24 protein-coding genes are annotated in these 22,200 nt (G+C 70.4%); 13 read left to right on the top strand and 11 right to left on the bottom strand.

Features of this window, described 5'->3' with window-relative positions; all coding sequences use genetic code 11:
* Positions 1–83: 83 nt before the first annotated feature.
* From ACE3TA_RS18455 to ACE3TA_RS18435, 5 genes are all read right to left on the bottom strand, one after another.
* On the bottom strand, positions 84–536 hold the full coding sequence (locus tag ACE3TA_RS18455) for a RidA family protein (protein WP_374575792.1): 453 nt from the start codon (positions 534–536) through the stop codon (positions 84–86).
* A 220-nt stretch (positions 537–756) separates the two neighbouring features.
* Positions 757–1,782 (bottom strand): alcohol dehydrogenase catalytic domain-containing protein, encoded by a 1,026-nt coding sequence (locus ACE3TA_RS18450; RefSeq protein ID WP_374575791.1) that lies wholly within the window; start codon positions 1,780–1,782, stop codon positions 757–759.
* A 274-nt stretch (positions 1,783–2,056) separates the two neighbouring features.
* Positions 2,057–2,587 (bottom strand): GNAT family N-acetyltransferase, encoded by a 531-nt coding sequence (locus ACE3TA_RS18445; RefSeq protein WP_374575790.1) that lies wholly within the window; start codon positions 2,585–2,587, stop codon positions 2,057–2,059.
* A 69-nt stretch (positions 2,588–2,656) separates the two neighbouring features.
* Positions 2,657–3,145 carry a MarR family winged helix-turn-helix transcriptional regulator gene (locus ACE3TA_RS18440; RefSeq protein WP_374575789.1) on the bottom strand — a complete coding sequence of 163 codons (489 nt, stop codon included), beginning with the start codon at positions 3,143–3,145 and terminating at the stop codon, positions 2,657–2,659.
* On the bottom strand, positions 3,145–3,567 hold the full coding sequence (locus tag ACE3TA_RS18435) for an organic hydroperoxide resistance protein (protein WP_374575788.1): 423 nt from the start codon (positions 3,565–3,567) through the stop codon (positions 3,145–3,147). The genes ACE3TA_RS18440 and ACE3TA_RS18435 overlap by 1 nt, the downstream gene beginning before the upstream one ends.
* A gap of 288 nt (positions 3,568–3,855) precedes the next feature.
* Here ACE3TA_RS18435 and ACE3TA_RS18430 point away from each other — a divergent pair, with 288 nt between their 5' ends.
* From ACE3TA_RS18430 to ACE3TA_RS18410, 5 genes are all read left to right on the top strand, one after another.
* Positions 3,856–4,938 carry a PepSY-associated TM helix domain-containing protein gene (locus ACE3TA_RS18430; protein ID WP_374575787.1) on the top strand — a complete coding sequence of 361 codons (1,083 nt, stop codon included), beginning with the start codon at positions 3,856–3,858 and terminating at the stop codon, positions 4,936–4,938.
* 58 nt (positions 4,939–4,996) lie between these two features.
* Entirely contained in the window at positions 4,997–5,407 is a 411-nt protein-coding gene (locus ACE3TA_RS18425) for a rhodanese-like domain-containing protein (protein ID WP_374575786.1), read from the top strand.
* Between the two features lie 120 nt (positions 5,408–5,527).
* Positions 5,528–6,805: a NupC/NupG family nucleoside CNT transporter gene (locus ACE3TA_RS18420; RefSeq protein ID WP_374575785.1), complete on the top strand. Its 1,278-nt coding sequence runs from the start codon at positions 5,528–5,530 to the stop codon at positions 6,803–6,805.
* 79 nt (positions 6,806–6,884) lie between these two features.
* A complete protein-coding gene (locus tag ACE3TA_RS18415) occupies positions 6,885–7,505 on the top strand; it encodes a glutathione S-transferase family protein (RefSeq protein WP_374575784.1) in 621 nt (206 codons plus the stop codon).
* Positions 7,502–8,008 carry a hypothetical protein gene (locus ACE3TA_RS18410; RefSeq protein WP_374575783.1) on the top strand — a complete coding sequence of 169 codons (507 nt, stop codon included), beginning with the start codon at positions 7,502–7,504 and terminating at the stop codon, positions 8,006–8,008. The genes ACE3TA_RS18415 and ACE3TA_RS18410 overlap by 4 nt, the downstream gene beginning before the upstream one ends.
* A gap of 179 nt (positions 8,009–8,187) precedes the next feature.
* On the opposite strand, the gene ACE3TA_RS18405 is transcribed toward ACE3TA_RS18410, so the two are convergent.
* Positions 8,188–8,649 (bottom strand): PaaI family thioesterase, encoded by a 462-nt coding sequence (locus ACE3TA_RS18405; protein WP_374575782.1) that lies wholly within the window; start codon positions 8,647–8,649, stop codon positions 8,188–8,190.
* A 190-nt stretch (positions 8,650–8,839) separates the two neighbouring features.
* Here ACE3TA_RS18405 and ACE3TA_RS18400 point away from each other — a divergent pair, with 190 nt between their 5' ends.
* From ACE3TA_RS18400 to ACE3TA_RS18385, 4 genes are all read left to right on the top strand, one after another.
* Entirely contained in the window at positions 8,840–9,988 is a 1,149-nt protein-coding gene (locus tag ACE3TA_RS18400; RefSeq protein ID WP_374575781.1) for an acyl-CoA dehydrogenase family protein, read from the top strand.
* Complete coding sequence (locus ACE3TA_RS18395; RefSeq protein WP_374575780.1) at positions 9,988–10,233, top strand: DUF3253 domain-containing protein; 246 nt, start codon at positions 9,988–9,990, stop codon at positions 10,231–10,233. Before ACE3TA_RS18400 ends, ACE3TA_RS18395 begins: the two co-directional genes overlap by 1 nt.
* A gap of 123 nt (positions 10,234–10,356) precedes the next feature.
* Complete coding sequence (gene katG / locus ACE3TA_RS18390; protein ID WP_374575779.1) at positions 10,357–12,564, top strand: catalase/peroxidase HPI; 2,208 nt, start codon at positions 10,357–10,359, stop codon at positions 12,562–12,564.
* Positions 12,565–12,718: 154 nt separating this feature from the next.
* Positions 12,719–13,420: a nitroreductase gene (locus ACE3TA_RS18385; RefSeq protein ID WP_374575778.1), complete on the top strand. Its 702-nt coding sequence runs from the start codon at positions 12,719–12,721 to the stop codon at positions 13,418–13,420.
* Positions 13,421–13,474: 54 nt separating this feature from the next.
* Here the strand turns inward: ACE3TA_RS18385 and ACE3TA_RS18380 are convergent, their stop codons facing one another.
* Complete coding sequence (locus ACE3TA_RS18380) at positions 13,475–14,485, bottom strand: hypothetical protein (protein ID WP_374575777.1); 1,011 nt, start codon at positions 14,483–14,485, stop codon at positions 13,475–13,477.
* A 198-nt stretch (positions 14,486–14,683) separates the two neighbouring features.
* On the opposite strand from ACE3TA_RS18380, the gene ACE3TA_RS18375 reads away from it, so the two are divergent.
* Both ACE3TA_RS18375 and ACE3TA_RS18370 read left to right on the top strand, forming a co-directional pair.
* A complete protein-coding gene (locus ACE3TA_RS18375; RefSeq protein WP_374575776.1) occupies positions 14,684–15,292 on the top strand; it encodes a uracil-DNA glycosylase family protein in 609 nt (202 codons plus the stop codon).
* A complete protein-coding gene (locus tag ACE3TA_RS18370; protein ID WP_374575775.1) occupies positions 15,289–16,320 on the top strand; it encodes an alpha/beta fold hydrolase in 1,032 nt (343 codons plus the stop codon). The genes ACE3TA_RS18375 and ACE3TA_RS18370 overlap by 4 nt, the downstream gene beginning before the upstream one ends.
* 10 nt (positions 16,321–16,330) lie before the next feature.
* Here the strand turns inward: ACE3TA_RS18370 and ACE3TA_RS18365 are convergent, their stop codons facing one another.
* The 3 genes from ACE3TA_RS18365 to ACE3TA_RS18355 all read right to left on the bottom strand — a co-directional run bounded on the left by ACE3TA_RS18365 (position 16,331) and on the right by ACE3TA_RS18355 (position 18,861).
* Positions 16,331–17,668, bottom strand: coding sequence for an MFS transporter (locus ACE3TA_RS18365; RefSeq protein WP_374575774.1), 1,338 nt, complete (start codon positions 17,666–17,668; stop codon positions 16,331–16,333).
* Between the two features lie 134 nt (positions 17,669–17,802).
* Positions 17,803–17,961: a hypothetical protein gene (locus tag ACE3TA_RS18360; RefSeq protein WP_374575773.1), complete on the bottom strand. Its 159-nt coding sequence runs from the start codon at positions 17,959–17,961 to the stop codon at positions 17,803–17,805.
* Positions 17,962–17,985: 24 nt separating this feature from the next.
* Entirely contained in the window at positions 17,986–18,861 is an 876-nt protein-coding gene (locus tag ACE3TA_RS18355) for a transglutaminase N-terminal domain-containing protein (RefSeq protein ID WP_374575772.1), read from the bottom strand.
* A 173-nt stretch (positions 18,862–19,034) separates the two neighbouring features.
* On the opposite strand from ACE3TA_RS18355, the gene ACE3TA_RS18350 reads away from it, so the two are divergent.
* Together ACE3TA_RS18350 and ACE3TA_RS18345 are read left to right on the top strand one after the other, a co-directional pair.
* Complete coding sequence (locus tag ACE3TA_RS18350; protein ID WP_374575771.1) at positions 19,035–20,381, top strand: UdgX family uracil-DNA binding protein; 1,347 nt, start codon at positions 19,035–19,037, stop codon at positions 20,379–20,381.
* A 32-nt stretch (positions 20,382–20,413) separates the two neighbouring features.
* The gene (locus tag ACE3TA_RS18345; protein WP_374575770.1) at positions 20,414–21,247 is read left to right on the top strand and encodes a TIGR00266 family protein; all 834 of its coding nucleotides are present in this window, start codon (positions 20,414–20,416) and stop codon (positions 21,245–21,247) included.
* 225 nt (positions 21,248–21,472) lie between these two features.
* Here the strand turns inward: ACE3TA_RS18345 and ACE3TA_RS18340 are convergent, their stop codons facing one another.
* Positions 21,473–22,129, bottom strand: a complete 657-nt coding sequence (locus ACE3TA_RS18340; RefSeq protein WP_374575769.1) for a TetR/AcrR family transcriptional regulator — start codon at positions 22,127–22,129, stop codon at positions 21,473–21,475.
* Positions 22,130–22,200 lie beyond the last annotated feature (71 nt).

Genomic DNA, 22,200 nt, shown 5'->3' with positions numbered 1-22,200 from the left:
CGGAAATCGAGTCTCGCTCAAGATTCCTTTGAAATTGGAGCACTTTCTGCGCCGAACCGGCATCCACTTCGGCGGAAAGTGCTCTAGTTGGTCTTCTTGACGGCGACGCCCATCACCTCGAAGTGGGCGTCGCCCAGCAGGTGGCCGGCGCCGATGAAGGCCCGCGCCGGCATCGGCCCGGTGAAGTAGGTGCGGTAGACGTCGTTGAAGGCGCCGTAGTCGGCCAGGTCGGCGGCGAAGATCTGCACCCAGACCAGGTCGTCCATGGTCATGCCGGCGGCCTCGACCGAGCCCTTGATGTTGTCCATCACCCGCTTGGCCGCGTCGGCCGCCGTGCCGCCCAGCTTGGCGCCGCCGTCCGTGGTCCCGGAGATGTAGGCCGTGTCGCCGGCCACCACGGCGCGGCTGAAGGGCAGGGGCAGGGCCCCGGCCGCCGGCGCGGGGCCGGGCACGTAGGTGACCGTCTCGGCTTGGGCGGCGAGCGGCGCGGCGACGGCCGTGGCGGCCAGCGCGGCGAGGGCGAAGAGTTTTTTCATGAGGCGTCTCCCTTTCCGAAGGTGTCGGCCGCAGGGGTAGGCCGGCCGAGCACGCCGCGGCAACGTCAGGGCGCCTTGAGCCCGAGCGCAAGCCGCCCGCGCGCCACGATTGGTCGAGAACGAGGCGCCGGGCGGCGCGGGGCGCCGCGGCGACGCCGCTGGCGATGGGGCCGCTGGCGACGGGGCCGCGGACTGAGAAGGCTGCGGCCGAACCCCGTGGTCAGTTGGGCCGGACCAGCACCTTGCACTGGGGCGAGCGCGAGCGCAGGGCCTCGAAGGCCGAGGGCAGTTCGTCCAGGCTCACCGTGTCGGTCACCATGGCCCGAGGCGCCACCGCGCCGCGATCCAGCGTGTCGAGGGCCGTGTGGTAGTCCTTGTCCTCGTAGACCAGCGAGAAGCGGATATCGATTTCCTTGGCCAGGCCGCGGACCGGCAGCCAGCTTTCCTGGTGCGGGCAAAGGCCGAGCACGCCCACCACCCCTTGCGGGCGCACAACCGGCATCGCCTGGTCGATGAGGCCGACGCCGCCGACGCATTCCAGCACCACGTCGGGCTCCCCGCCCATCGCGTTGACGGCCGTCCTGGCCGGCGAGACGCCGTCCTGCGGCATGATGAAGAGATCGGCGCCGAGCTCGCCCGCCAGTTCGGCGCGGCGAGCGGACGAGGCCTGCACGGCCACCTTGGCCGCGCCGCGCTGCTTGGCCCAGAAGGCGGCGGCCAGGCCGATGGGGCCGGCGCCGATCACCAGCACCGACTGGCCCTTTTCGACGCCGGTGCGATTGACGCCGCGCAGGCCGACGGCCAGCGGCTCGATGAGCGCTCCGTCCTCCAGGCTCAGCGACTGCGGCAGCTTGAAGGTGAAGCGTTCGGAGGTGACCACGTACTGGGCGTAGGCGCCGGGGTGGTCGTTCGTGCCGACGTTGCGCATCGACTTGCACAGCACCGGAAATCCCCGGCGGCAGTGCTCGCACTCATTGCAGCCGAGATAGGGCATGGCCGTGACCCGGTCGCCCACCTTCAGCGTGGTCACGCCCGGCCCGAGCGCGGCGACCTCGCCCGAGAACTCGTGGCCCATGATCGTCCCGGCGTCATAGGTCAGGATGTTGGACTCGGTGCGGTGCAGGTCGGTGCCGCAGATTCCGCAGAACCCCACCTTGAGCACGACCTCGCCCTCGCCGGGAACGGGGGTGGCGACCTCCTCGCAGACCAGCGGCTGGCCTGCGCCTTTGAACACGGCGGCTCGCATCTGAGTTTCCCTTCGGCTAGGCGCCCGCGCGATCGACGCCGAAGCGACGCGGGAGGTTGTGGGTGATCTGCTGGACGAATGGGGCCGACGGCGCGCCGCGGCCGGCCCGGTGGGCGTCGGCCGCCGTCGAAGCGTGCGGTTGGAAGTGTTCGCCCGGGCGCTCGCCCAGGCGGTTCGCGTAGCAAGCCGGCACGACCGTCCCCTTCGTCGGACGGCATATTAGCTAGTTATTACTATTGTTTAAGGGGCGGCCGGCGCGGCCCGGCGCGGCGGATCAGGCGCGCTCGGCCGCGATCGGCTTGCGCATCACCGCCAGCACGAGCGGCGGCTCCACGGCGACGGGGAAGGGCCGCTCCTCGCCGGTGCGGGCGTAGCCCCGGCGCTCGTAGTAGGCGACGAGCTCGGCGCGCCGGGAGATCACCGTCAGCTCCATGGTCCTGGCGCCGAAGCGGGCCGCCGCCTCGGCCTCGGCGGCCGCCATCAGCCGCTTGCCCAGGCCCCCCGCCTGCAAGGTCGGATCGACGGTCAGCATGCCGAGGTACGCGCTCGCCTCGGGGCGGCGGGCGACGTGCACGCAGCCGATCAGCCGCCCGCCCCGGCGGGCCAGCAGCATCACCTCGTCCGGCGAGGCTGCCATGGCCGCCAGCTCCTCGGCGCTGGTGCGCGGGGTGGAGAGCAGGTCGGCCTCGTTGGTCCAGCCGGCCTTGGCGCTCTCGCCGCGATAGGCGCTTTCCACCAGCCGGTGCAGCTCGGCGACGTCGGCGCCCGTGGCGGGGCTGATGCTGAGCGTCTCGGCGTCGGACATCGGGGCTCCTGAGGGGACACCTGGGACCAGGGGCGCATCCATAGCGGCCTGGCCGCCAAGCGCCAGCGCCTAGCCGCCCTGCGCCGCCTTCTTCGTGAACGCCTTCAGCCGGTCGCGCAGGTCGGCGATCTCCTCGAGGTCGCAGCCGAGCTGGCAGGCGAGCTCCGCCGGCACGTGGGCGGCCTTGGCCTTCAACGCCGCGCCGGCCTCGGTCAGGGTGATGGTCACGCGCCGCTCGTCGGCCGCGTCGCGGGCGCGGGCCACCAGGCCCGCGGCCTCCAGGCGCTTCAGGAGCGGGGTGAGGGTGCCGGAATCCAGCCCCAGCGCCTCACCGAGTTCGGCCATCGGCCGGGGGCTCTTCTCCCAGAGCGCCATCATCGTCAGGTACTGCGGATAGGTGAGCCCCAGGGGCTCCAAGAGCGGCCGGTAGAGCCGCGTCACCGTATTGGCCGCCGAATAGAGCGCGAAGCAGAGCTGCAGGTCGAGCCGCAGGGGATCGACCCCTGCGGCTCCGCCCTCAGGCGCCGCGTCTCTCGCAGACGGCGTCTTCAGCTTCATCATCCCGCCTTCACGGTGATTCCCACGTCGATATTGCCGCGGGTCGCGTTGGAATAGGGGCACACTTGGTGCGCCGCCGCCACCAGCGCCTCGGCGCCGGCCTGGTCCAGGCCCTCGATCTCGGCCTCCAGGGCCACGCCGAGCTGGAAGCCGCCAGTCGCGTTCGGGCCGATGGAGACTTCGGCGGTCACCGCCGCGCCGGTCAGGGGCAGCTTCTGCAGGCGCGCGATGTGGCGCACGGCGTTCTCGAAGCAGGCCGCGTAGCCGGCGGCGAAAAGCTGTTCCGGATTGGTCTTGCCGCCCGGCCCGCCCAAGCCCTTGGGCGGGGCCAGGTCCAGGCTCAGAAGGCCGTCGTCGGTTTCGACGTGGCCGGCGCGGCCGCCGACGGCGCGGGCCCTGGCGGTGTAGAGGATGGTGCTCATGAGAGGCTCCTTGTTGATTGCAAGCAATTAGATTGTGCACAATCTAATATCTTCAAGGGCGCCGACGCGAAATTTTTCGGGCCGTCACGGCGAGGGTTTGCGCTTCGTCAAGGCGGCGGCCGCGGCGGCCTGCTGCACAGGCGGGTGGCGAAATCCGCGACGCTCGACGCGAGACTGGGAGGATGCCGTGCGCAAGGCCGAAGCGCCGCGCCGCTCCCGCGTCCGGATGAACGCCTGTCTCGCTCCGTCGGCCCGCGCGTCGGCGTCCGCTTTTGTATGGAACCCGCCATGGCAGCTTTCCGCCTTCGCAAACTCTGGCGCGACATCCACCTGTGGATCGGCCTGACCCTGACGATCGTCTTCGTTCCGCTGGGCCTGACCGGCGTGTGGCTGATCTACGACGAGCCGCTGGACGAGCTTCTGCATCCGCACCGCTACGAACAGAGCTCGTCGGCCGAGGTCCTGGCGCCCTCGCGCTACTTCGCCGCCGCCGCCGAGGCGTTCGGCGACCGGGCGCGGCCGGCGCAACTGCAGATGCCGGCCCAGCCCGGCGGCCTGGCGACCGTCAGCAGCGCGCCCGGACTGACCGCCTGGATCGACACCGCCACGGCTGAGGTCGTCGACGTCGGCGATCCGCGCCACGGGGTCCGCGCCTTCATGCACCAGCTCCACGGCAACCTGTTCATGGGCCAGGCCGGGCGGCGGCTGGTGGGCTGGCTGGGCGTGGCCATGCTGGCCGCCTGCCTGACGGGGCTCTTCATCTGGTGGCCGGTCAACAACAAGATCATCAAGGCCCTGCGCTGGCGGCGCTCGCCCTTCGTGTGGAGCAACCTGCACCACGCCGTGGGCTTCTGGATCTTCCTGCCGCTGGCGATCCTGTCGTTCACCGGCGCGGCGATCGCCTTCCCCGAGGCGGTGCGGCTGGTCAGCGGCGCGGCGGCCCAGCAGGGCGGAGCGGGGCGCGGCCCCTCGCGCAACGTGGCCGAGCCCGTCGCCGCCGCGCATCTGTCGGTCGACCAGGCCGTCGCCGCGGCCCAGGCCTCGGCCGGCGGCGCGCGCCTGTCGCAGGTGCGCCTGCCAGCCGCCGGCCAGGCCGCGTCCTGGCAGGTGGTGCTGCAGGGCCAGGGCGGCCAGACGACGGTGGCCGTGGACGACGCCACCGGCGCGGCGGCCCCAGCCGCCGGCGGCGGGGCGGGCGCCCGGCGCGGCCCCGGCGATCCGGTGATGCGGGTGATCCGCGAGCTGCATGAGGGCGAGGCGCTGGGCCCGGTCTGGCGCGTGCTGGTGGTCGTCGCCGGCTTCGCGCCGGCCCTGCTGGGCGTCTCCGGCATCGTGCTCTGGGCGCGGCGGCGGCGGCTGGCCGCATCCTAGCCCTGGTCCCGCCCGCCGCCGCCCGCTAGCCTGCCGGCCAAAGGGACGGAGACGGCGGATGGCGATGAAGAAGGGCTACAAGGCGCTGCTGGCGGAAGCCGACGCCGAGGTCGAGGCGCTCGAAGCGGCGGCGGCCATGGCGCTGCTCGGCGACGAGGACGTGGTCTTCATCGACCTGCGCGACCCGCGCGAGCGCGAGCGCGACGGCTGCGTGCCCGGCGCCTTTTCCTGCACGCGCGGGATGCTGGAGTTCTGGATCGACCCGGAGAGCCCCTACGCCAAGCCGGTGTTCGCCGAGGACAAGCGCTTCCTGTTCTTCTGCGCCGGCGGCTGGCGCTCGGCGCTGGCGGCCAAGACCGCCCAGGACATGGGCCTGGAAAGGGTCTGCCACATGACCGGCGGCTTCACCGCCTGGAAGGCCGGCGGCGGCCCGGTGGAGGCGCTGCAGGCCAAGCCCCGCGGCGCCTAGCGCCTGCGATCCGGGCGCCGGCGGCGGCCCGGCGCCGCACGGCTTGCGCATCTTGGCGCCTTCGTGCCCAAGTGCCTGGGTTTGCGGGCCGATTCAGCGCCCGGCGGGGGCCCTTGTTGCATGTTCCGACCTGAAAACGCCCAGAGCCTGGTGGGCTTGGCGCTGACGCTGCTGGTCTGCTGGCTGTTGTCGGAGAACCGCCGGGCCTTCCCCTGGCGGCTGACCCTGGGCGCCGTGGCCGTGCAGGTGGGGCTGGTGCTTCTGCTGTTCGGCACGCCCGGCGCGCAGACCGTGGTGAGCGGCGTCAACGACGCGGTGGACGGCCTGGCCGCGGCCACGGCCAGGGGCACCCAGTTCGTGTTCGGCTACATGGGCGGCGGCGACCAGCCCTATCAGGTGACCAACGCCGGGGCGCTGTTCGTCTTCGCCTTCCAGGTGCTGCCGCTGATCCTGGTGATCTCGGCGCTCTCGGCCCTGCTGTGGCACTGGAAGATCCTGAAGTGGATCACCCAGGGCTTCGGCCTCTTGTTCCAGCGCACCATGGGCCTGGGCGGCGCCTCGGCCCTGGCGGTGGCGGTGAACATCTTCCTGGGCATGATCGAGAGCCCGATCGTCATCCGCGCCTACCTGGACAAGCTCACCCGCTCGGAGCTGTTCCTGATGATCGTGGTGGGCCTGGCGACCGTCGCCGGCTCGACCATGGTGGCCTATGCGACGATCCTGAAGGCGGTTCTGCCCAACGCGGCGGCGCACGTGCTGGTGGCCTCCATCGTCTCGGCGCCGGCCGGGGTGCTCCTGGCCCGCATCGTCGTGCCGGAAAAGCCGGGGCAGGGCGGCTACTACGCCGACTACGGCTCGCTCCTGAAGTACGACAGCGCCATCGACGCCATCTCCAAGGGCACCATGGACGGCCTGACCGTGGTGCTGAACATCTCGGCCATCCTGATCGTCTTCGTCGCCTTCGTGGCCATCGGCAACAGCCTGCTGTCGATCTTCCCGCCGGTGCTGGGCCAGCCGGTCACCATCGAGCGCATCCTGGGCGCGGTGTTCTCGCCGCTGGCCTGGACCTTGGGGATCGACTGGAAGGAGGCGCACGAGGCCGGCTACCTCCTGGGCGTGAAGCTGATGCTCACCGAGTTCATCGCCTTCATCCAGCTCGGCGCCGTGCCCGAGGGCGCCATGAGCGAGCGCACCCGCATGATCATGACCTATGCGCTGTGCGGCTTCGCCAACATCGGCTCGGTGGGCATCACCGTCTCGGGCATGGGCGTCTTGATGCCCGACCGCCGCACCGAGATCATCGGCATGGTCTGGAAGGCGCTGGTGGCCGGGTTCCTCGCCACCTGCATGACCGCCTCGATCGTCGGGGCCATGCCGCGCGAGCTGTTCGGCTACTGAGCCGGCCAGCGTTTCCCTTGGGGGCGCCTTGACCCACGACGCGCGGCCGTGCTCCGTCGGCGCCGATGGAGGAACGCCGATGAAGCTCTACGACACGCCCCGAGCCCCCAATCCGCGCCGCGTGCGCTGGGTGATGGCCGAGAAGGGGATCGACGACGTCGAGATCGTCACCGTCAACCTCATGGCCGGCGAGCATCGCACGCCGGAATACATGGCCAAGACGGGCATGGCCCAGGCCCCGGTGCTGGAGCTGGACGACGGGACCTGCTTCTCCGAATCCGTCGGCATCTGCCGCTATCTGGAGGCCAAGTACCCCGAGCCCAACCTCTTCGGCCGCACGCCGGAGGAGACCGCCGTCATCGAGATGTGGACCCGCCGGGCCGAGATGATGCTGGCCACCCCCTACATGCTGGGCGTGCGCCACGGCCACCCGGCGCTGGCGGCCCTGGAGAAGCAGGAGCCGGTGGTCGGCGAGTGGAACCTCGGCTCGGCCAACCGCGCGCTGAAGGTGTTCGACCGCCGCCTGGCCGAGAGCCCGTGGATCGGCGCCGACCGGATCACCATCGCCGACATCGTCGCCTTCATCAGCTACGATTTCGCCCGCGGCATGCTGAAGTACGAGGTCCCGCCGGAGATGACCAACGTCGTCCGCTGGATCGGCGACATGCGCGCCCGCCCCGCCGCGGCGGTGGCCAAGTGAGCGGCCTGCGCGCCGCCCTCGCCGGCGCCGCCCTGGCGCTCCTGGCCTCTTCCGCCCTCGCCCAGGACCTGGTCGTCGTGGGCCGCGACGGCGCCTCGAAGACCTTCACCGCCGAGGACCTGGCCAAGCTGCCGCGCAGCAGCGTCGAGGTCGCCTGGGGCGGGGCCAAGCACGTCTTCGAAGGGCCGAAGATCGCCTACGTGCTGCGCGCGGCCGGCGCGCCGGTGGGCGCGCGCATGCATGGCGACCCGATGACCACCTACGTCACGGTGACCGGCGCGGACGGCTTCGTCGGCCTCTATTCGCTGCCCGAGCTGGACGACTTCTTCCACGACGGGCCGGCGGTCCTGGCCGACACCGAGGACGGGGCCAAGCTGTCGGGCAAGTACGCGCCCTACCGCCTGGTGATGGGCGGCGACCGCAAGCCCTGGCGCAGCGCCTACGGCGTGGTCCGCATCGAGCTGCACCCCGTCGCCGCCCCGCCGATGGCCGATGCGCACTAGGGGGCGTCGCCATCCGCTCCCGCGTCATCCTAGGCCTTGCGCCTAGGATCCCTCGCGCCGCTGCTCCCGAGGCGGGAGGCTTGGCGCCGGACTTCCGGCTCAGACGGAAGCTGAGGCATGGGCCCCTGGCACAAGGCCTGGGGTGACGAAAGCGGGGGAAGCGGGCGAAAGACGCCGCCTCACCCCTTCGGCCTGGTCTTCTTGATCACCGCCGAGAAGCTCATCACCGGCTCGCCGCCAGTGGTGATCATGCCGCGCACGAACACCATGGAGCGGGCGTTCTTCACCACCTCGCCGCGGCATTCCACCAGCGCGCCCTGCGGCACGCCGCCGACGAACTCGCCGTTGAAGGTGGCGGTGACGCTGTGGGTCTCCTTCAGCGCCTCGCGGGCGATCACGAATAGCGAATAGTCGGCGAAGGTCATGATGCAGCCGCCGTGCATGAAGCCGCCGCCGTTCATGTGCTTCTTCTCGGCGCGGAAGGCGCACACGGGCCGGCCGTCCTCGTCCATGCGGAAGTAGAACGGCCCGGCGTGGTCCTCGAAGGGGTCGGAGCCGCGCCACATCGACCAGCCGGCCCAGTCGCCCTGGCCCTGCACGAGCTCGCCCCATCCGGTGTGCTGTTCGTCGCCGCCGTCCATGCCAATCCCCTTTGAAAACGCCCCTGCGCGAACCGTTTGCCCGCCGGCCCGCGCCCAACTAGGTTGCCGCCGATAAGCCACGGCCGCCGGGCGGACCTAGGCGGACGCGCGCGTCCTTGCAAGCTCACCTTGCGGCGCCGGCGCGGCCCGTCCCGCAACCGGCGGCGACAATGAAGGGAAGCCGCCGCTCATGGCCCTTGACGCCGAAACCCGCGCCCAGCTCGTCGACACCGTCCGCCGCTACGTCAGCGAGCGGCTGCGCCCGCTGGAGGCCAAGGTCGCCGAGGACGACGCCATCCCCGATGACGTGCTGGCCGAGATGAAGGAGATGGGTCTCTATGGCCTGTCCATCCCGGCGGAGTACGGCGGCCTGGACCTGTCCATGGAAGACGAGTGCATGGTGGCCATGGAGCTGGGCCGCACCAGCCCGGCCTTCCGCTCGGCCTTCGGCACCAACGTCGGCATCGGCGCCCAGGGCCTCGTCATGTTCGGCACGCCCGAGCAGAAGGAGAAGTACCTGCCGGGCATCGCGTCCGGCGACATCATCACCTCCTTCGCCCTGACCGAACCCGAGGCGGGTTCGGACTCCGGCTCGGTGCAGACCCGCGCCGTGCTCGACGGCGACCACTACGTGCTGAACGGCGGCAAGCGGTTCATCACCAACGCCAACAAGGCCGACCTCTTCACGGTCATGGCCCGCACCGATCCCTCCAAGCCCGGCGGCGGCGGGGTCTCGGCCTTCCTGGTGGAGCGCAAGCTCGACGGCCTCAGCGTCGGCAAGCCCGAGAAGAAGATGGGCCAGCAGGGCGCGCACATCTGCGACGTCAACTTCGACAACGTCCGCGTGCCGGTGGAAAACCGCCTGGGCCGCGAGAACGAGGGCTTCAAGGTGGCCATGCAGGTGCTCGACCGCGGCCGCCTGCACATCAGCGCGGTCTGCATCGGCGTCGCCGAGCGGCTGATCGCCGACAGCGTGGCCTACGCCTCCGAGCGCAAGCAGTTCGGCCAGACCCTCGGCCAGTTCCAGCTCGTCCAGGGCATGATCGCCGACTGCAAGACCGAGGCGCTGGCCGCCAAGGCCCTGATGCTGGAGACCGCCAAGAAGCGCGACGCCGGCGAGAACGTCACCATGGAGGCGGCGGCCACCAAGTACTTCGCCTCCGAGATGGTCGGGCGCGTGGCCGACAAGGCCGTGCAGATCTTCGGCGGCGCCGGCTACATCGCCGACTACGGGATCGAGCGCTTCTATCGCGACGTGCGCATCTTCCGCATCTACGAGGGCACCAGCCAGATCCAGCAGGTGATCATCGCCCGCGAGACCCTGAAGCGGGGCGGCTGATGAGCGGCGATCCCGAGGCCGCGATCCTCGGCCTCCTGGCCGAGCTGCCGGCCGGCAAGTCGATCTCGCCGGAAGAGGCCGCCCGCGCCCTCGATCCGGAAGGATGGCGCCGCCAGCTCGGCCGCGTGCGCGCCGCCGCCGTGGGCCTGGCCCGCCAGGGCAAGCTGGTCATCACCCGCCACGGCAAGCCGGCCGATCCCGACAGCTTCAAGGGCGTCTACCGCCTGAAGCTGCCGGAGGGGTAGGGCGGCCGCGCCGCACCATAGGCTGAAGCTATCTAAAGTATCGATACAATCGAATAGATCGATGGGGCGTCGAGGGCTACCGTTCGTTCAACCGTCGAAGCGACGGCGCGGACGGAGGAAGCCATGTCCATTGAAACCAGCAACCCTTCAGAATCGAAGTGCCCGATGGCGGGCGGCGATCGCAAGCACACCCTGGCCGGCGCGCACACGAACGCCGAGTGGTGGCCCAACCGGCTGAACCTGAGGATCCTTCGGCAGAACTCGGCCCTGTCCGATCCCCTGGACAAGGGGTTCGACTACGCCGAGGCGTTCAAGGCGCTCGACCTGAACGCCGTGATCAAGGACCTCACGGCCCTGATGACGGACTCCCAGGACTGGTGGCCGGCCGATTTCGGCCACTACGGCCCGCTCTTCATCCGCATGGCCTGGCACAGCGCCGGCACCTACCGGATCGGCGACGGGCGCGGCGGCGCCGGGGCCGGCCAGCAGCGTTTCGCCCCGCTCAACAGTTGGCCGGACAACGCCAACCTGGACAAGGCGCGGCGGCTCCTGTGGCCGATCAAGCAGAAGTACGGCCAGAACATCTCCTGGGCCGACCTGATGATCCTGGCCGGCAACGTCGCGCTCGAAACCATGGGCTTCAAGACCTTCGGCTTCGGCGGCGGGCGCGAGGACGTCTGGGAGCCGGAGGAGGACGTCTACTGGGGGCCTGAGGGCTCCTGGCTGGCCGACGAGCGCTACAGCGGCGAGCGCGATCTGGAAAACCCGCTGGCCGCGGTGCAGATGGGCCTCATCTACGTCAATCCCGAGGGGCCGAACGGCAAGCCCGATCCGGTCGCCGCGGCGACGGACATCCGCGAGACCTTCGCGCGGATGGCCATGAACGACGAGGAGACCGTCGCCCTGATCGCCGGCGGCCACACGTTCGGCAAGACCCACGGCGCGGGCGACGCGGCCCTGGTGGGCCCCGAGCCCGAGGCCGCCCCGCTCGAGGCGCAGGGCCTGGGCTGGATCAGCGCCTATGGCTCGGGCAAGGCCGGCGACGCGATCACCGGCGGGCCGGAAGTCACCTGGACCCAGACCCCGACCAGGTGGAGCAACCACTTCTTCGACAACCTGTTCAACAACGAATGGGAGCTGACCAAGAGCCCGGCGGGCGCCTACCAGTGGGTGGCCAAGGGCGGCGGCGCGTCGATCCCGGACGCCTTCGACTCCTCGAAGGGCCATGCGCCGACCATGCTGACCACGGACCTGTCGCTGCGGTTCGACCCCGTCTACGAGAAGATCTCCCGGCGCTTCTACGAGCACCCCGATCAGTTCGCCGACGCCTTCGCCCGGGCCTGGTTCAAGCTGACCCACCGCGACATGGGCCCGCTGGCCCGCTACCTCGGCCCGCTCGTGCCGAAGGAGGAGCTGATCTGGCAGGACCCGGTCCCGGCCGTGGATCATCCGCTGGTCGACGACGCCGACGTCGCGGCCCTGAAGGCGAAGGTCCTGGCCTCGGGCCTGCCGGTCGCCCGGCTGGTCTCCGCCGCCTGGGCCTCGGCCTCGACCTTCCGCGGCTCGGACAAGCGCGGCGGCGCCAACGGCGCGCGCATCCGCCTGGCCCCGCAGAAGGACTGGGAGGTCAACCAGCCGGCCGAGCTGGCCAAGACGCTGCAGACGCTCGAGGCCATCCAGAAGGACTTCAACGCCTCGGCTCCGGGCGGCAAGAAAATCTCCCTGGCCGACCTGATCGTGCTCGCCGGCTCGGCGGCGGTGGAGAAGGCGGCCAAGGACGCCGGCCACGAGGTGAAGGTGCCCTTCGCCCCCGGCCGGACCGACGCCTCCCAGGCGCAGACCGATGCCCACGCCTTCGCCCCGCTGGAGCCGGTCGCCGACGGCTTCCGCAACTACCTGCGCGGCAAGACGCTGCTGCCGGCCGAGGAGCTGCTGGTGGACCGGGCGCAGCTTCTGACCCTCACCGCGCCGGAGATGACGGTGCTGGTCGGCGGCCTGCGCGTGCTCGGCGCCAACGCCGGCCACGCGACCCATGGCGTGCTCACCGAGCGGCCGGAGACCCTGACGAACGACTTCTTCGTCAACCTGCTCGACATGGGCGTGGTCTGGACGCCGTCCGCCGGCGCCGAGGGCGTGTACGAAGGGCGCGACCGCAAGACCGGCGAGCCCCGGTGGACCGGCACGCGGGTCGACCTGGTGTTCGGCTCCAACTCCGAGCTGCGCGCCATCGCCGAGGTCTACGCCAGCGACGACGCCAAGGCGAAGTTCGTGAACGACTTCGCGGCCGCCTGGACCAAGGTGATGAACCTGGACCGCTACGACCTGGCCTGAACCGGCCAGGGACCGCGCCGCCCTTGCAGGGCGCGCGGTCGCCGCGGGCCTGGAGCTTGCCCCGCCGGCAAGTTTCCAGGCCCGCGCCTTTCCTGTATCCGCCTTGGGAACGCCGCTCGACGGCGACAGCGAAGACCCAGGGACGGAACCACCCATGACCTCATCCGCCGACGCCGCCGTGAGCTATGACGACGTGGTCCTGGGGCGGCGCAGCATTCGCGGCTACAAGCCCGAGCCGGTGCCGAAGGACCTGATCAAGGAGGTGATCGCGCTGGCCATGCGCGCGCCGTCCTCGCTGAACACCCAGCCGTGGAACTTCTACGTGGTCGCCGGCGACGTGCTCGACCGCATCCGCGCCGGCAACACCGAGCGCAACCTGGCCGGCGTGCCGGACTCGCGCGAGTTCCGCAGCCACGGCGCCTACGAGGGCGCCCACCGCGAGCGGCAGATCGAGATCGCCAAGCAGCTCTTCGCGGCCATGGGCATCGAGCGGCACAACCAGGAACAGCGCAAGGACTGGGTGTTGCGCGGCTTTCGCCAGTTCGACGCCCCGGTCTCCATCGTGGTCACCTACGACCGCTCGATCCACGGCGGCGACATCGGCCCGTTCGATTGCGGCGCGGTGACCAACGCCCTGGTCAACGCCGCCTGGTCGCGCGGCCTCGGCTGCGTGATCAACAGCCAGGGGATCATGCAGTCGCCCGTGGTGCGCGAGCACGCGAACATCCCCGACGACCAGGTGATCATGATCTGCGTGGCCATGGGCTGGCCGGACGACAGCTTCCCGGCCAACGCCGTGGTCTCCCACCGCAAGTCGGTGGACGAGGCGGCGGTGTTCGTGGGCTTCGAGGAGTAGGGGGCGGCCCCCTGGAGGCCAATTGCCTGGGTGGCGCTTGGGCAAATGAGGTGGTCAGAAATTGTCGGGCCGCTCGCGATTGCAGATATCTTTTGGAATCTCGTGAGCAGCCAAGTCGATCCCGTGGAACCCCTCGCGCTTGTTCCATTCGAAATCGGCGCCCAAGCGTTCAGCCAATGGAGCAGGGTCGGCCAGTTCCAAGTTCAGATTCGAGAGCGCCTGGGCCGCGACCAGAACGTAGAAGACCGGCCGGGCGTTGATATGGCCAGAGCTACGGTCCAGCAGATCGCAATGAACGACAACCTCCACGATATTCAGGGGTAAGATCTTTAGAAATTCGGCTGCGACCCGGAGCGCCGACGAGCAAATGGTGTCCCGGTGCAGCTCGAAGATCTTGCTCATTGGCAGCGGTTTGGTCGAGATTTTTCCCGATTGCAGCAGCCTTATGGTGTTTGTCGGAAGATCATCCACCTCGAAGCCGTCGACGACGGCTATGACGCGGCCATCCAAATAGACAACTTTGACGCCTTCAATGGCGGTCCCGGTGAAGTCGCCATGGAGCCCGATCGCCTTGGTCATTGCGGGGTGCTCCCTCGCTAAGACAGATCGGGCGAACTCGATTTCTTTGCGGCGCGCGGCAATTTTCCCTTTGGCTTCGGCGAAGGTCTCATCGTCTAGCGCCCTCGCTCTGGTGATCGCAGCCGCGAGTCTGGCGCGCTTGCGGTTGGCTATGCCAAGCACCTCCTCGAACCAGCCCGGCCGGTAGCGGGCAAGAGCTCCCGCTGCGACGTTTTCATGGTCTGGGGTGCGCACGGCGTCCGGCGGCGATGCGGCCGCTGCAATGGTCGTCCAATCACGACGCTCGAAGGGAATGCGATGAGCGTCGATCAGAAGGTGGATGAAGCGGTCATACGCGTCGGCCGCGTCCGCAGAGGCGTCGAGCATCGCCTGCTTTGCTCTAGCTTTCTCTTCAGCGATGCGTTGGCGCTGTGCACGTTCGGCATCGCGCTCCATTGCGCGGATCGCGCGCGCGACGCCAAGGCTCACCTGACGAGCCGTCACCAAGGCCACCCCTCCCAATGCCAGGCCGCTCGAGCGGCCTCCCGAAACAGCTTTGGGTAGAGAGTCTTTATGTCTTGCTATCTGCAAGGCTTGAATCCTGCCGCGCGAGCAACGCTTCCATTCAAGAGGCGCTCCCGTCACCGGCGCGTCGCGACGACGCGCCGGATGGAACCTCTCCCCCTCATCGCCTAAATCCGTCCCATGTCCGCCGTCGCCGAACGCGCTCCCGACCTTGCCCCGCTGCTCGCCGAGATCCGCGCGTGCCGGGCGTGCGCGGGGGAGCTGGAGCATGAGCCCAGGCCGGTGGTGTGGGTGCGGCCTGAAACCCGCATCCTGATCTGCGGCCAGGCGCCGGGCCGGCGGGTGCACGAGAGCGGGCTGCCGTTCGACGATCCGTCCGGCGAGCGCCTGCGCGACTGGCTGGGCGTGGACCGGACGACCTTCTACGGGCACCCGGCGATCGGCGTGGCGGCCATGGCCTTCTGCTTTCCCGGCACCAATCCGGCGGGCGGGGACTATCCGCCGCCGGCCCGCTGCGCGGCGCTGTGGCGGCCCCGGCTGATGGCGGCCTTGCCGAAGGTCGAGCTCACCCTGCTGGTGGGAAGCTACGCCCAGGCCTGGGCGCTGGGGCCGCGGGCCAAGGCCAACATGACCGAGACCGTGCGGGCCTGGCGCGACTACGGCCCGGCGATCCTGCCCATGCCGCATCCATCCTGGCGCAACACCGCCTGGCTGAAGCGCAATCCCTGGTTCGAGGACGAGGTCACGCCCTATCTTCGCCAAAGGGTTCGACAATTGCTCGCCGCATGAAGCGCCTACTGATCGTCCTGGCCGCGCTGACGCTCGGCGCCTGTTCGCCGCTGATGGTGCAGCAGGCGGGCACGCCCTCGGCGACGTTCCAGGGCCCGCGCCTGGAGCCGCACGCCTTCGTCAGCTTCGACGGGACGCGGCTCGGCCTGACCACCTGGCTGCCGAAGGGCGACGATCCGGCCGCCGTGATCGTCGGCGTGCACGGCATGAACGACTATTCCAACGCCTTCCACCTTGCCGCCCCCTGGTGGGCCGAGCAGGGGGTGGCGACCTACGCCTACGACCAGCGCGGCTTCGGCCGCTCGCCCGACCGGGGCGTGTGGGGCGGCGACAAGCTGATGGACGAGGACCTGCGGGTGATCACCGCCCTCTTGCGCGCGCGCTATCCGAAGGCGGTGATCGTGGTGGCCGGGGAGAGCATGGGCGGGGCCGTGGCCATTGAGACCTTCGCCTCAGACCAGCCGCCCGCCGCCGACCGGCTGGTGCTGCTGTCGCCCGCCGTCTGGGGCTGGCGCGAGCAGCCGCTGCCCAACAAGCTCGCCCTGTGGATGGCCGCCCGCTTCACCGGCTCGAAGGTCTACACCCCGCCGCGCTGGCTGACCGACCGGGTCAAGCCCACCGACAACATCCCCGAGCTGATCGCCATGGGGCGCGATCCCCTGATGATCTGGGGCGCGCGCTCGGACACGCTCTACGGCCTGGTGACCATGATGGACCGCGCCTGGAACACGATCGGCGATATCAGGGTTCCGGTGTTCTACCTCTACGGCCGGCACGACCAGATCATCCCCAAGGACGCGGCCTTCACCGCCGCCTCGCGGCTCAAGGCCGGCGACCGCACGGCCTTCTACGACCAGGGCTGGCACCTGCTCACCCGCGACCACGAGGGGCCGAAGGTGTGGGCCGACGTGCTGGCCTTCGTGCGCGATCCGGACGCGCCGCTGCCCTCCGACGCCCCGCCGATCCCCGGCGCCGGATCCCAGCCTCAGGTGACCGAGGCGGGGGCCGCCGCCGGCGCGTCCAGTTGAGCCGCCCGGCTCAGAACCGCGCCAGGCGGGCCGTGCGCGGCTCCTGCACGAACAGCACCAGCAGGGCCAGCGCCGCGACCAGGAAGCCGATCGAGACGCCGAAGACGGTGAGGTAGCCGAAGGCCGTCGCCATCAGCCCGCCGATGAACGGGCCCAGCGAGGCGGTCACCCCCTCGGCCGTGGCCGAGAAGGCGATGCGCATCGGCATGTCGTCGCGATCGCCGAACTCCAGGATCATGGTCTGGGCGCTCATCATGTAGCCCGATTGCGCCGCCCCCAGGCCGAAGAAGGCCAGGAACGTCCAGGCGATGGCATGCAGGTTCATCAAGAGCACGGTGGCCGCGATCCAGGTGATCAGCGACAGCAGCAGGGTCAGGCGGAAGCCCGTCTTGTCGCCCAGATAGCCCCACAGGATGTTCGACAGGGTGTCGGCGCCCAGATAGGCGAGCGACAGAAGGCCCAGGTTGCCGCCGCTCAGCGCGATCGTCTGGCCCGCGTAGATGATGTAGAACGGCACCGCCAGGCGGCTGGCGGTGGCCAGCATCTGCACGATCAGGAAGAACATGTAGCCGCGGTCGGCGGCGATCAGCCGGGGGAAGTCGCCCAGCCGGTCCATCAGCCGCGTGCGCTCGCGCGTGGTCGGCGGCTCCGGCTCGCGCAGCATCATCCCCAGGGCGGTCAGGCCCAGGCTCGTCAGGACGAAGGCGAAGATGAAGGTGGTTCCGTAGCCGTTGCCGAACAGGTTCGGCTCGATGAACCATCGCCCGGCGAAATAGGCCAGGACCGCCGCGATCGCCCCGCCGGTGGCGTTGCGCCAGGCCTGCAGGCGTCCGCGCCGGCTGATCGGGATCACCTTGGCCATCAGAATGCCGAACACCACCCGCTGGGCGCCCATGAACAGGCCGAACAGGAAGATGAACAGCAAGAGCGCCACCACCAGCGCATGGCCCCTCAGGAACCAGCCCGCGGCGGCCATGCCGATCAACTGGATGCGGCCGAGGCTGCCCATCCACATGGCCGCGCCCATCACCTGCTTGCGGTGCTCGATCTGGTTGGCCCCGACGATGGGCGAGATCACCCCGCCCGCCTGCTGCAGGGCCAGGCCCAGACCGACGATGGCGTTGGAGCCGGAGATGGCGTGCAGATAGGCCGGCAGGAACGTCGGCGCGTTGACCAGCCGAAAGCCGGTCATGCCCAGCATGCCGTGCAGGTAGTTGGCCACGTAGTTGCGTTTCAGGTTGTCCCAGACGAACTTCTCGTAGGCCGCTTCCTTGTCGGCCAGGCTCTCGCCGCTCGGCGCAGCCTCGTGGGGCGTGGTCTGATGACCCGTCTCTATTTGTTCTTCCAACAGCGTCCCGTCCGCATACCGGCTGAAGAATGAGCCAAGCGGACGGCTCCCTAAGACATTGGCTAAATCAATGGCCTCGTCCTAGCAGAGTCCTGGCGCGGCGCGAAATCGGGCGGATGCGGGATGGCGCGGGGCTAATGCGCCTGGCGCGGCTCGAAGGAGCGCTTCTCCTGCAGCTTGGCCTTGAGGGAGGGGTTCTTGTCGTCGCAGCGGCGGCCGTGCTGGGCCGCCGTGGCCGGACGGGTGCGCGCGTCGAGCGCCGACTGCTGCTGTTCGAGGTTGCGTGTCGCCATGGCGGTCTTCCCTGCTAGGCCCGTTCACGCCGTCTGCGGGACGGGCCCGTCTGTAAAACAGCTCACATGCACCGAAAGTTCGGCGCCGGCCGGCTCCAGCAGGGTTCCGCTCACCGGCGCGGCCTCCTCGGGCGTGCGGGCCACGGCCACGGCGATCAGGTCGGCGGATTCGGCCAGGCCGTTGGTGGGGTCGAAGTCCATCCAGCCGAGGTCCGGCAGGAAGGCCTGGCACCAGGCGTGGGTGGCGCCCGCGCCGCGCAGGCCCGCCGCGTCGGGACAGTGCAGATAGCCGGTGACGAAGCGGGCGGCGTAGCCCAGCCGGCGGACGGCCTCGACCATCAGCCAGGCGAAGTCGCGGCAGGTCCCCTGGCCCAGGCTCACCGTCAGGCCCGGCGCCTGGGGCGGGCCGTCCAGGCGCACGGCGTAGGCGAAGCCCTGGTGGATCGTGCGGTTCAGGCGGATCAGGTGATCGAGGGCCAGCTCGCCCGGGGTGGCGGTCTGGTCGCGCAGCCAGCGCAGCAGCGTTCCGTCGGGATCGGCGGTCGCCGGGGTGACGAAGGGCGCCAGCACGATGCGGTCCGACGGGTCGTAGACGATCGGCATGGCGGTGTGCGGGTCGTCCGCCTGCATCGCGTCCAGCGGGGCGGGGAACCGCTCGATCACCAGATCGCTGACGATGGACAGCAGGTCGGACCGCCCGTCCGGGAACAGCCAGCACACGCTGTTGCCCAGGGCGTCGTACGTCCATCGCGTGCGCCCGCCCGGCGACACCGTCAGCCGCGCCTCGACCACGCGCAGGGCGTGGCTGTCGCGCGGACGGATGAGCAGGCGCTGCGGCCCGAACGCCACGGGCCGGTCATAGGTGTAGCGGGTCTCGTGGCGGATGGTCAGGCGCGTCATGCCCGGCCGAGAACTCCGCAGCCGCGGCAAGGTTCCCGGCGGATCAGGTCCCAGGGGTTGCGAATCCGGCGGCCGGGGCGGCCCCGCCGATCACGGGTTGAAATTGCGCGCTTGAAAAGAACAAAGCAAGAACATTAGCTTATGAGGTCCGCCGATGTTCACCCGAGGCCGCCATGGAGACCCGCACCGTCCGCCTTTCCGCCGAGACCGACTTCGCTGGCTGGCGCGCCGCGGCGCGGACGCTGCGGACCGAGGGGGTGAGCCCGGACGAGGTGGTCTGGACGGTGGACATAGCGGCCCGCTCGACGGGCGAGGGGCCGCCGGACCGGGCCTTCACCACGCCCAGGGCCTTCCTGGAGCTGGCGCGCGAGGTCGCGCTGCACCGCTCCGACGAGCGCTTCTCGCTGCTCTACCGGCTGCTCTGGCGCCTGGCCCGCGAGCCGGGCCTGCTGCACCGGCGCGGCGATGCGGACGTGGCCCGCGCCCTGGTCATGGCCCGCGACGTGGAGCGGGCCCTGCAGCGGATGAAGGCCTTCGCGCGGTTCCATCGCGTCGAGCCCGGCGTCGAGGTCGCCTGGTTCGAGCCGGCCCACCGGGTGACCGAACGGGCCGCGCCGTTCTTCGCCCAGCGCTTCGCCGGCCGGCCCTTCGCCATCCTGACGCCGGACGTGTGCCTGCTGCACCGGGACGGCGAGCATCTGCTGTTTCCCGGCGTCGATCCGGCCGACGCGCCGGACGAGACCCGCCTGGCCGAGGGATTGCGCGCGCTGGCGGGAACGGGCTTGCTGCCGGCGAGCAGGGAGACGTTCGCCATGGCCGCTCCTCCCAAGAGCGAGGCGCCGGACGCCCGGCCGAACCGCCGGCTGGTGCGCGCCGCGCAAAAGGCCGCCCGCGACGGCGCCTACGGATCCCATCCGCCGCTTTCCCTGGACGAGGTGCGCGCGGGGGTGGACGCCTGCCGTCGCTGCGAGCTGTGGCGCGATGCGACCCAGGGCGTGGCCGGCGAGGGGCCGGCGGCCGCGCGGCTGATGCTGGTGGGCGAGCAGCCCGGCGACCACGAGGACCTTCAGGGCCGCCCCTTCGTCGGGCCGGCCGGCGCGGTGCTGGACCGGGCGCTGGCCGCCGCCGGGATCGCTCGTGGCGAGGTCTACGTCACCAACGCGGTCAAGCACTTCAAGCACGAGCTGCGCGGCCGCCGCCGGCTGCACAAGAGCCCGGACGCCGGCGAGGTGCGGGCCTGCCGCTGGTGGCTGGACGCCGAGCGGCGCATCGTCCGGCCCCGGGTGGTCGTCGCGCTGGGGGCGACGGCGGCGCTGGGCGTGTTCGGCCGGACCCTGCCGGTGGCCCGCTCGCGCGGCCGCGCCTTCGACCTGCCCGACCACGCCCAGGGCGTGGTGACCTACCATCCCTCCTATCTGCTCAGGGTTCCCGATCCTTCGGTCAAGGACGAGGCCTTCGACGCCTTCGTGAACGACCTGGGGTTCGCCTGGGGGCTGTCGAAGCAGGAGCGCTCGCCCTAGGTTGCGCGCACATCCCGCAACGGAGCTTTTCCATGACCGCCGGCCCCTGGAGCCATCACCGCAGCGCATCGCTCGCCGACGACATCGACTTCGAGATCAAGGGCCAGGAGCTGCAGTTCGTCGAGATCGAGCTCGATCCCGGCGAGAGCGCCGTGGCCGAGGCCGGGGCCCTGGTCTGGAAGGATGCGGCGATCGGCATGACCACCGTGTTCGGCGACGGCTCCGGCGGCGCCGACGGCGGCTTCATGGGCAAGCTCCTGGGCGCGGGCAAGCGGCTGGTCACCGGTGAGAGCCTGTTCACCACGGTCTTCACCCACAACGGCCAGGGCAAGGCCCGCGTGGCCTTCGCCGCCCCGACGCCGGGCTCGATCCTGCCGCTGAACCTCGGCCAGCTCGGCGGCACGCTGATCTGCCAGAAGGACGCCTTCCTGGCCGCCGCCCGGGGCGTTTCCATCGGCGTCGAGTTCCAGCGCCGGATGATGACCGGCCTGTTCGGCGGCGAGGGCTTCATCATGCAGAAGCTGCAGGGCGACGGCTGGGTGTTCGTGCAGATGGGCGGCACGGTGGTCGAGCGCGAACTCGGCCCCGGCGAGCAGCTCCACGTCGACACCGGGTGCCTGGCCGCCTACACGCCGGGCGTCGACTTCGACCTCGTCATGGCCGGCGGGGTGAAGAGCGTGATCTTCGGCGGCGAGGGCCTGTTCTTCGCCCGCCTGACCGGACCGGGGAAGGTCTGGATCCAGTCGCTGCCGTTCTCGCGCCTGGCCGGCCGCATGCTCGCGGCCGCCGGCCCCCGCGGCGGCCAGAACCGCGGCGAAGGCTCGGTCCTGGGCGCCCTGGGAGACTTCATCGACGGCAACAACTGAGGGCGAGGGGCCGGACAAGCGCGGGCTTCCTTCCAAGCGTCTTCGCCCGGCTCGTCCGGGCGATCCAAGCGGCGGTTCAGCTTAGGTCCCCCGGCTCGGCCTTCGGCCGACCGGAGGATGACGCGGTTTGGTGCGACGCGAGACCGGGAGCGGGCCGCGCTCGGATTCGGATGCAGAGCTGGAAGCGATGGCGGGCGCGGTCCCCCACGTCTGCTCCCAGCCCCTTCAGGCCAGGAACCCGGCCTCGGCGAAGTCCAGCATGCGCTGCAGGAGGGCCTCGGTGTCGCCTTCGCGGGTCAGGCCGTCGGAGAGCACGTGCAGGCGGTCGAACTCGGCGAAGCGGTTGTTGTGCACCATGCCCAGGCAGAAGTGCAGCCGCCAGTAGACGTCCTCGCGCGCCAGCTCCGGGCGGGCAGCGATCAGGGCGTCGGCGAAGCGGGCCAGGTGCGAGACGTCCTTGGCCAGGGCCTCGCGCATGTCCTCGGTGCCCTCGCTGCGCGCGCGGATGATGAACTGGATCGACACGCGCCGGTCGCTGTCCGGTCCGCCCCAGCGCAGGGGCGGGGCGAACAGGGCCTCCAGGATGTCGCGCACCGGCGGCTTGCCGGCGTGGCGGTCGGCGGCCTCGTGCAGCATGCGCGCGCGCTCGCGGTTCAGCTCCGCCGTGCGCCGGCGGAAGATTTCGAACAGCAGCGCGTCCTTGGAGCCGAAATGGTAGTTCACCGAGGCCAGGTTCACGCCGGCCTCGGCGGTGATGTCGCGCACCGACACGTTCTGGAAGCCGTTGAGCGCGAACAACCGCTCGGCCGTGCAGAACACCGCCGCCTTGGTGGCGGCTTCCGTCTCGCCGCCTGGATGATCCTGAACCCGGGGATCGGTCATGCGAATCCCTTCCAGACCTTCGCCCAGTCTACGGCTCGGCTAGACCAGGGCAAACGTCCGTCGACGGAGGA

The sequence above is a fragment of the Phenylobacterium sp. genome, from assembly GCF_041916435.1.
GTDB lineage: Bacteria > Pseudomonadota > Alphaproteobacteria > Caulobacterales > Caulobacteraceae > Phenylobacterium.
Note: the sequence above shows the minus strand (reverse complement) of the source record. Positions and strands in the feature narration are given on the sequence as shown.

Excerpts from the sequence above, each read along its gene's own strand:
- ACE3TA_RS18385 (WP_374575778.1), top strand. The coding sequence starts at position 12,719 with ATGACCTCATCCGCCGACGCCGCCGTGAGCTATGACGACGTGGTCCTG.
- ACE3TA_RS18400 (WP_374575781.1), top strand. The coding sequence starts at position 8,840 with ATGGCCCTTGACGCCGAAACCCGCGCCCAGCTCGTCGACACCGTCCGC.
- ACE3TA_RS18430 (WP_374575787.1), top strand. The coding sequence starts at position 3,856 with ATGGCAGCTTTCCGCCTTCGCAAACTCTGGCGCGACATCCACCTGTGG.
- ACE3TA_RS18355 (WP_374575772.1), bottom strand. The coding sequence starts at position 18,861 with ATGACGCGCCTGACCATCCGCCACGAGACCCGCTACACCTATGACCGG.
- ACE3TA_RS18375 (WP_374575776.1), top strand. The coding sequence starts at position 14,684 with ATGTCCGCCGTCGCCGAACGCGCTCCCGACCTTGCCCCGCTGCTCGCC.
- ACE3TA_RS18395 (WP_374575780.1), top strand. The coding sequence starts at position 9,988 with ATGAGCGGCGATCCCGAGGCCGCGATCCTCGGCCTCCTGGCCGAGCTG.
- ACE3TA_RS18440 (WP_374575789.1), bottom strand. The coding sequence starts at position 3,145 with ATGAAGCTGAAGACGCCGTCTGCGAGAGACGCGGCGCCTGAGGGCGGA.
- ACE3TA_RS18370 (WP_374575775.1), top strand. The coding sequence starts at position 15,289 with ATGAAGCGCCTACTGATCGTCCTGGCCGCGCTGACGCTCGGCGCCTGT.
- ACE3TA_RS18445 (WP_374575790.1), bottom strand. The coding sequence starts at position 2,587 with ATGTCCGACGCCGAGACGCTCAGCATCAGCCCCGCCACGGGCGCCGAC.
- ACE3TA_RS18455 (WP_374575792.1), bottom strand. The coding sequence starts at position 536 with ATGAAAAAACTCTTCGCCCTCGCCGCGCTGGCCGCCACGGCCGTCGCC.
- ACE3TA_RS18340 (WP_374575769.1), bottom strand. The coding sequence starts at position 22,129 with ATGACCGATCCCCGGGTTCAGGATCATCCAGGCGGCGAGACGGAAGCC.
- ACE3TA_RS18345 (WP_374575770.1), top strand. The coding sequence starts at position 20,414 with ATGACCGCCGGCCCCTGGAGCCATCACCGCAGCGCATCGCTCGCCGAC.
- ACE3TA_RS18415 (WP_374575784.1), top strand. The coding sequence starts at position 6,885 with ATGAAGCTCTACGACACGCCCCGAGCCCCCAATCCGCGCCGCGTGCGC.
- ACE3TA_RS18450 (WP_374575791.1), bottom strand. The coding sequence starts at position 1,782 with ATGCGAGCCGCCGTGTTCAAAGGCGCAGGCCAGCCGCTGGTCTGCGAG.
- ACE3TA_RS18435 (WP_374575788.1), bottom strand. The coding sequence starts at position 3,567 with ATGAGCACCATCCTCTACACCGCCAGGGCCCGCGCCGTCGGCGGCCGC.
- ACE3TA_RS18405 (WP_374575782.1), bottom strand. The coding sequence starts at position 8,649 with ATGGACGGCGGCGACGAACAGCACACCGGATGGGGCGAGCTCGTGCAG.
- katG (WP_374575779.1), top strand. The coding sequence starts at position 10,357 with ATGTCCATTGAAACCAGCAACCCTTCAGAATCGAAGTGCCCGATGGCG.
- ACE3TA_RS18360 (WP_374575773.1), bottom strand. The coding sequence starts at position 17,961 with ATGGCGACACGCAACCTCGAACAGCAGCAGTCGGCGCTCGACGCGCGC.
- ACE3TA_RS18420 (WP_374575785.1), top strand. The coding sequence starts at position 5,528 with ATGTTCCGACCTGAAAACGCCCAGAGCCTGGTGGGCTTGGCGCTGACG.
- ACE3TA_RS18350 (WP_374575771.1), top strand. The coding sequence starts at position 19,035 with ATGGAGACCCGCACCGTCCGCCTTTCCGCCGAGACCGACTTCGCTGGC.
- ACE3TA_RS18425 (WP_374575786.1), top strand. The coding sequence starts at position 4,997 with ATGGCGATGAAGAAGGGCTACAAGGCGCTGCTGGCGGAAGCCGACGCC.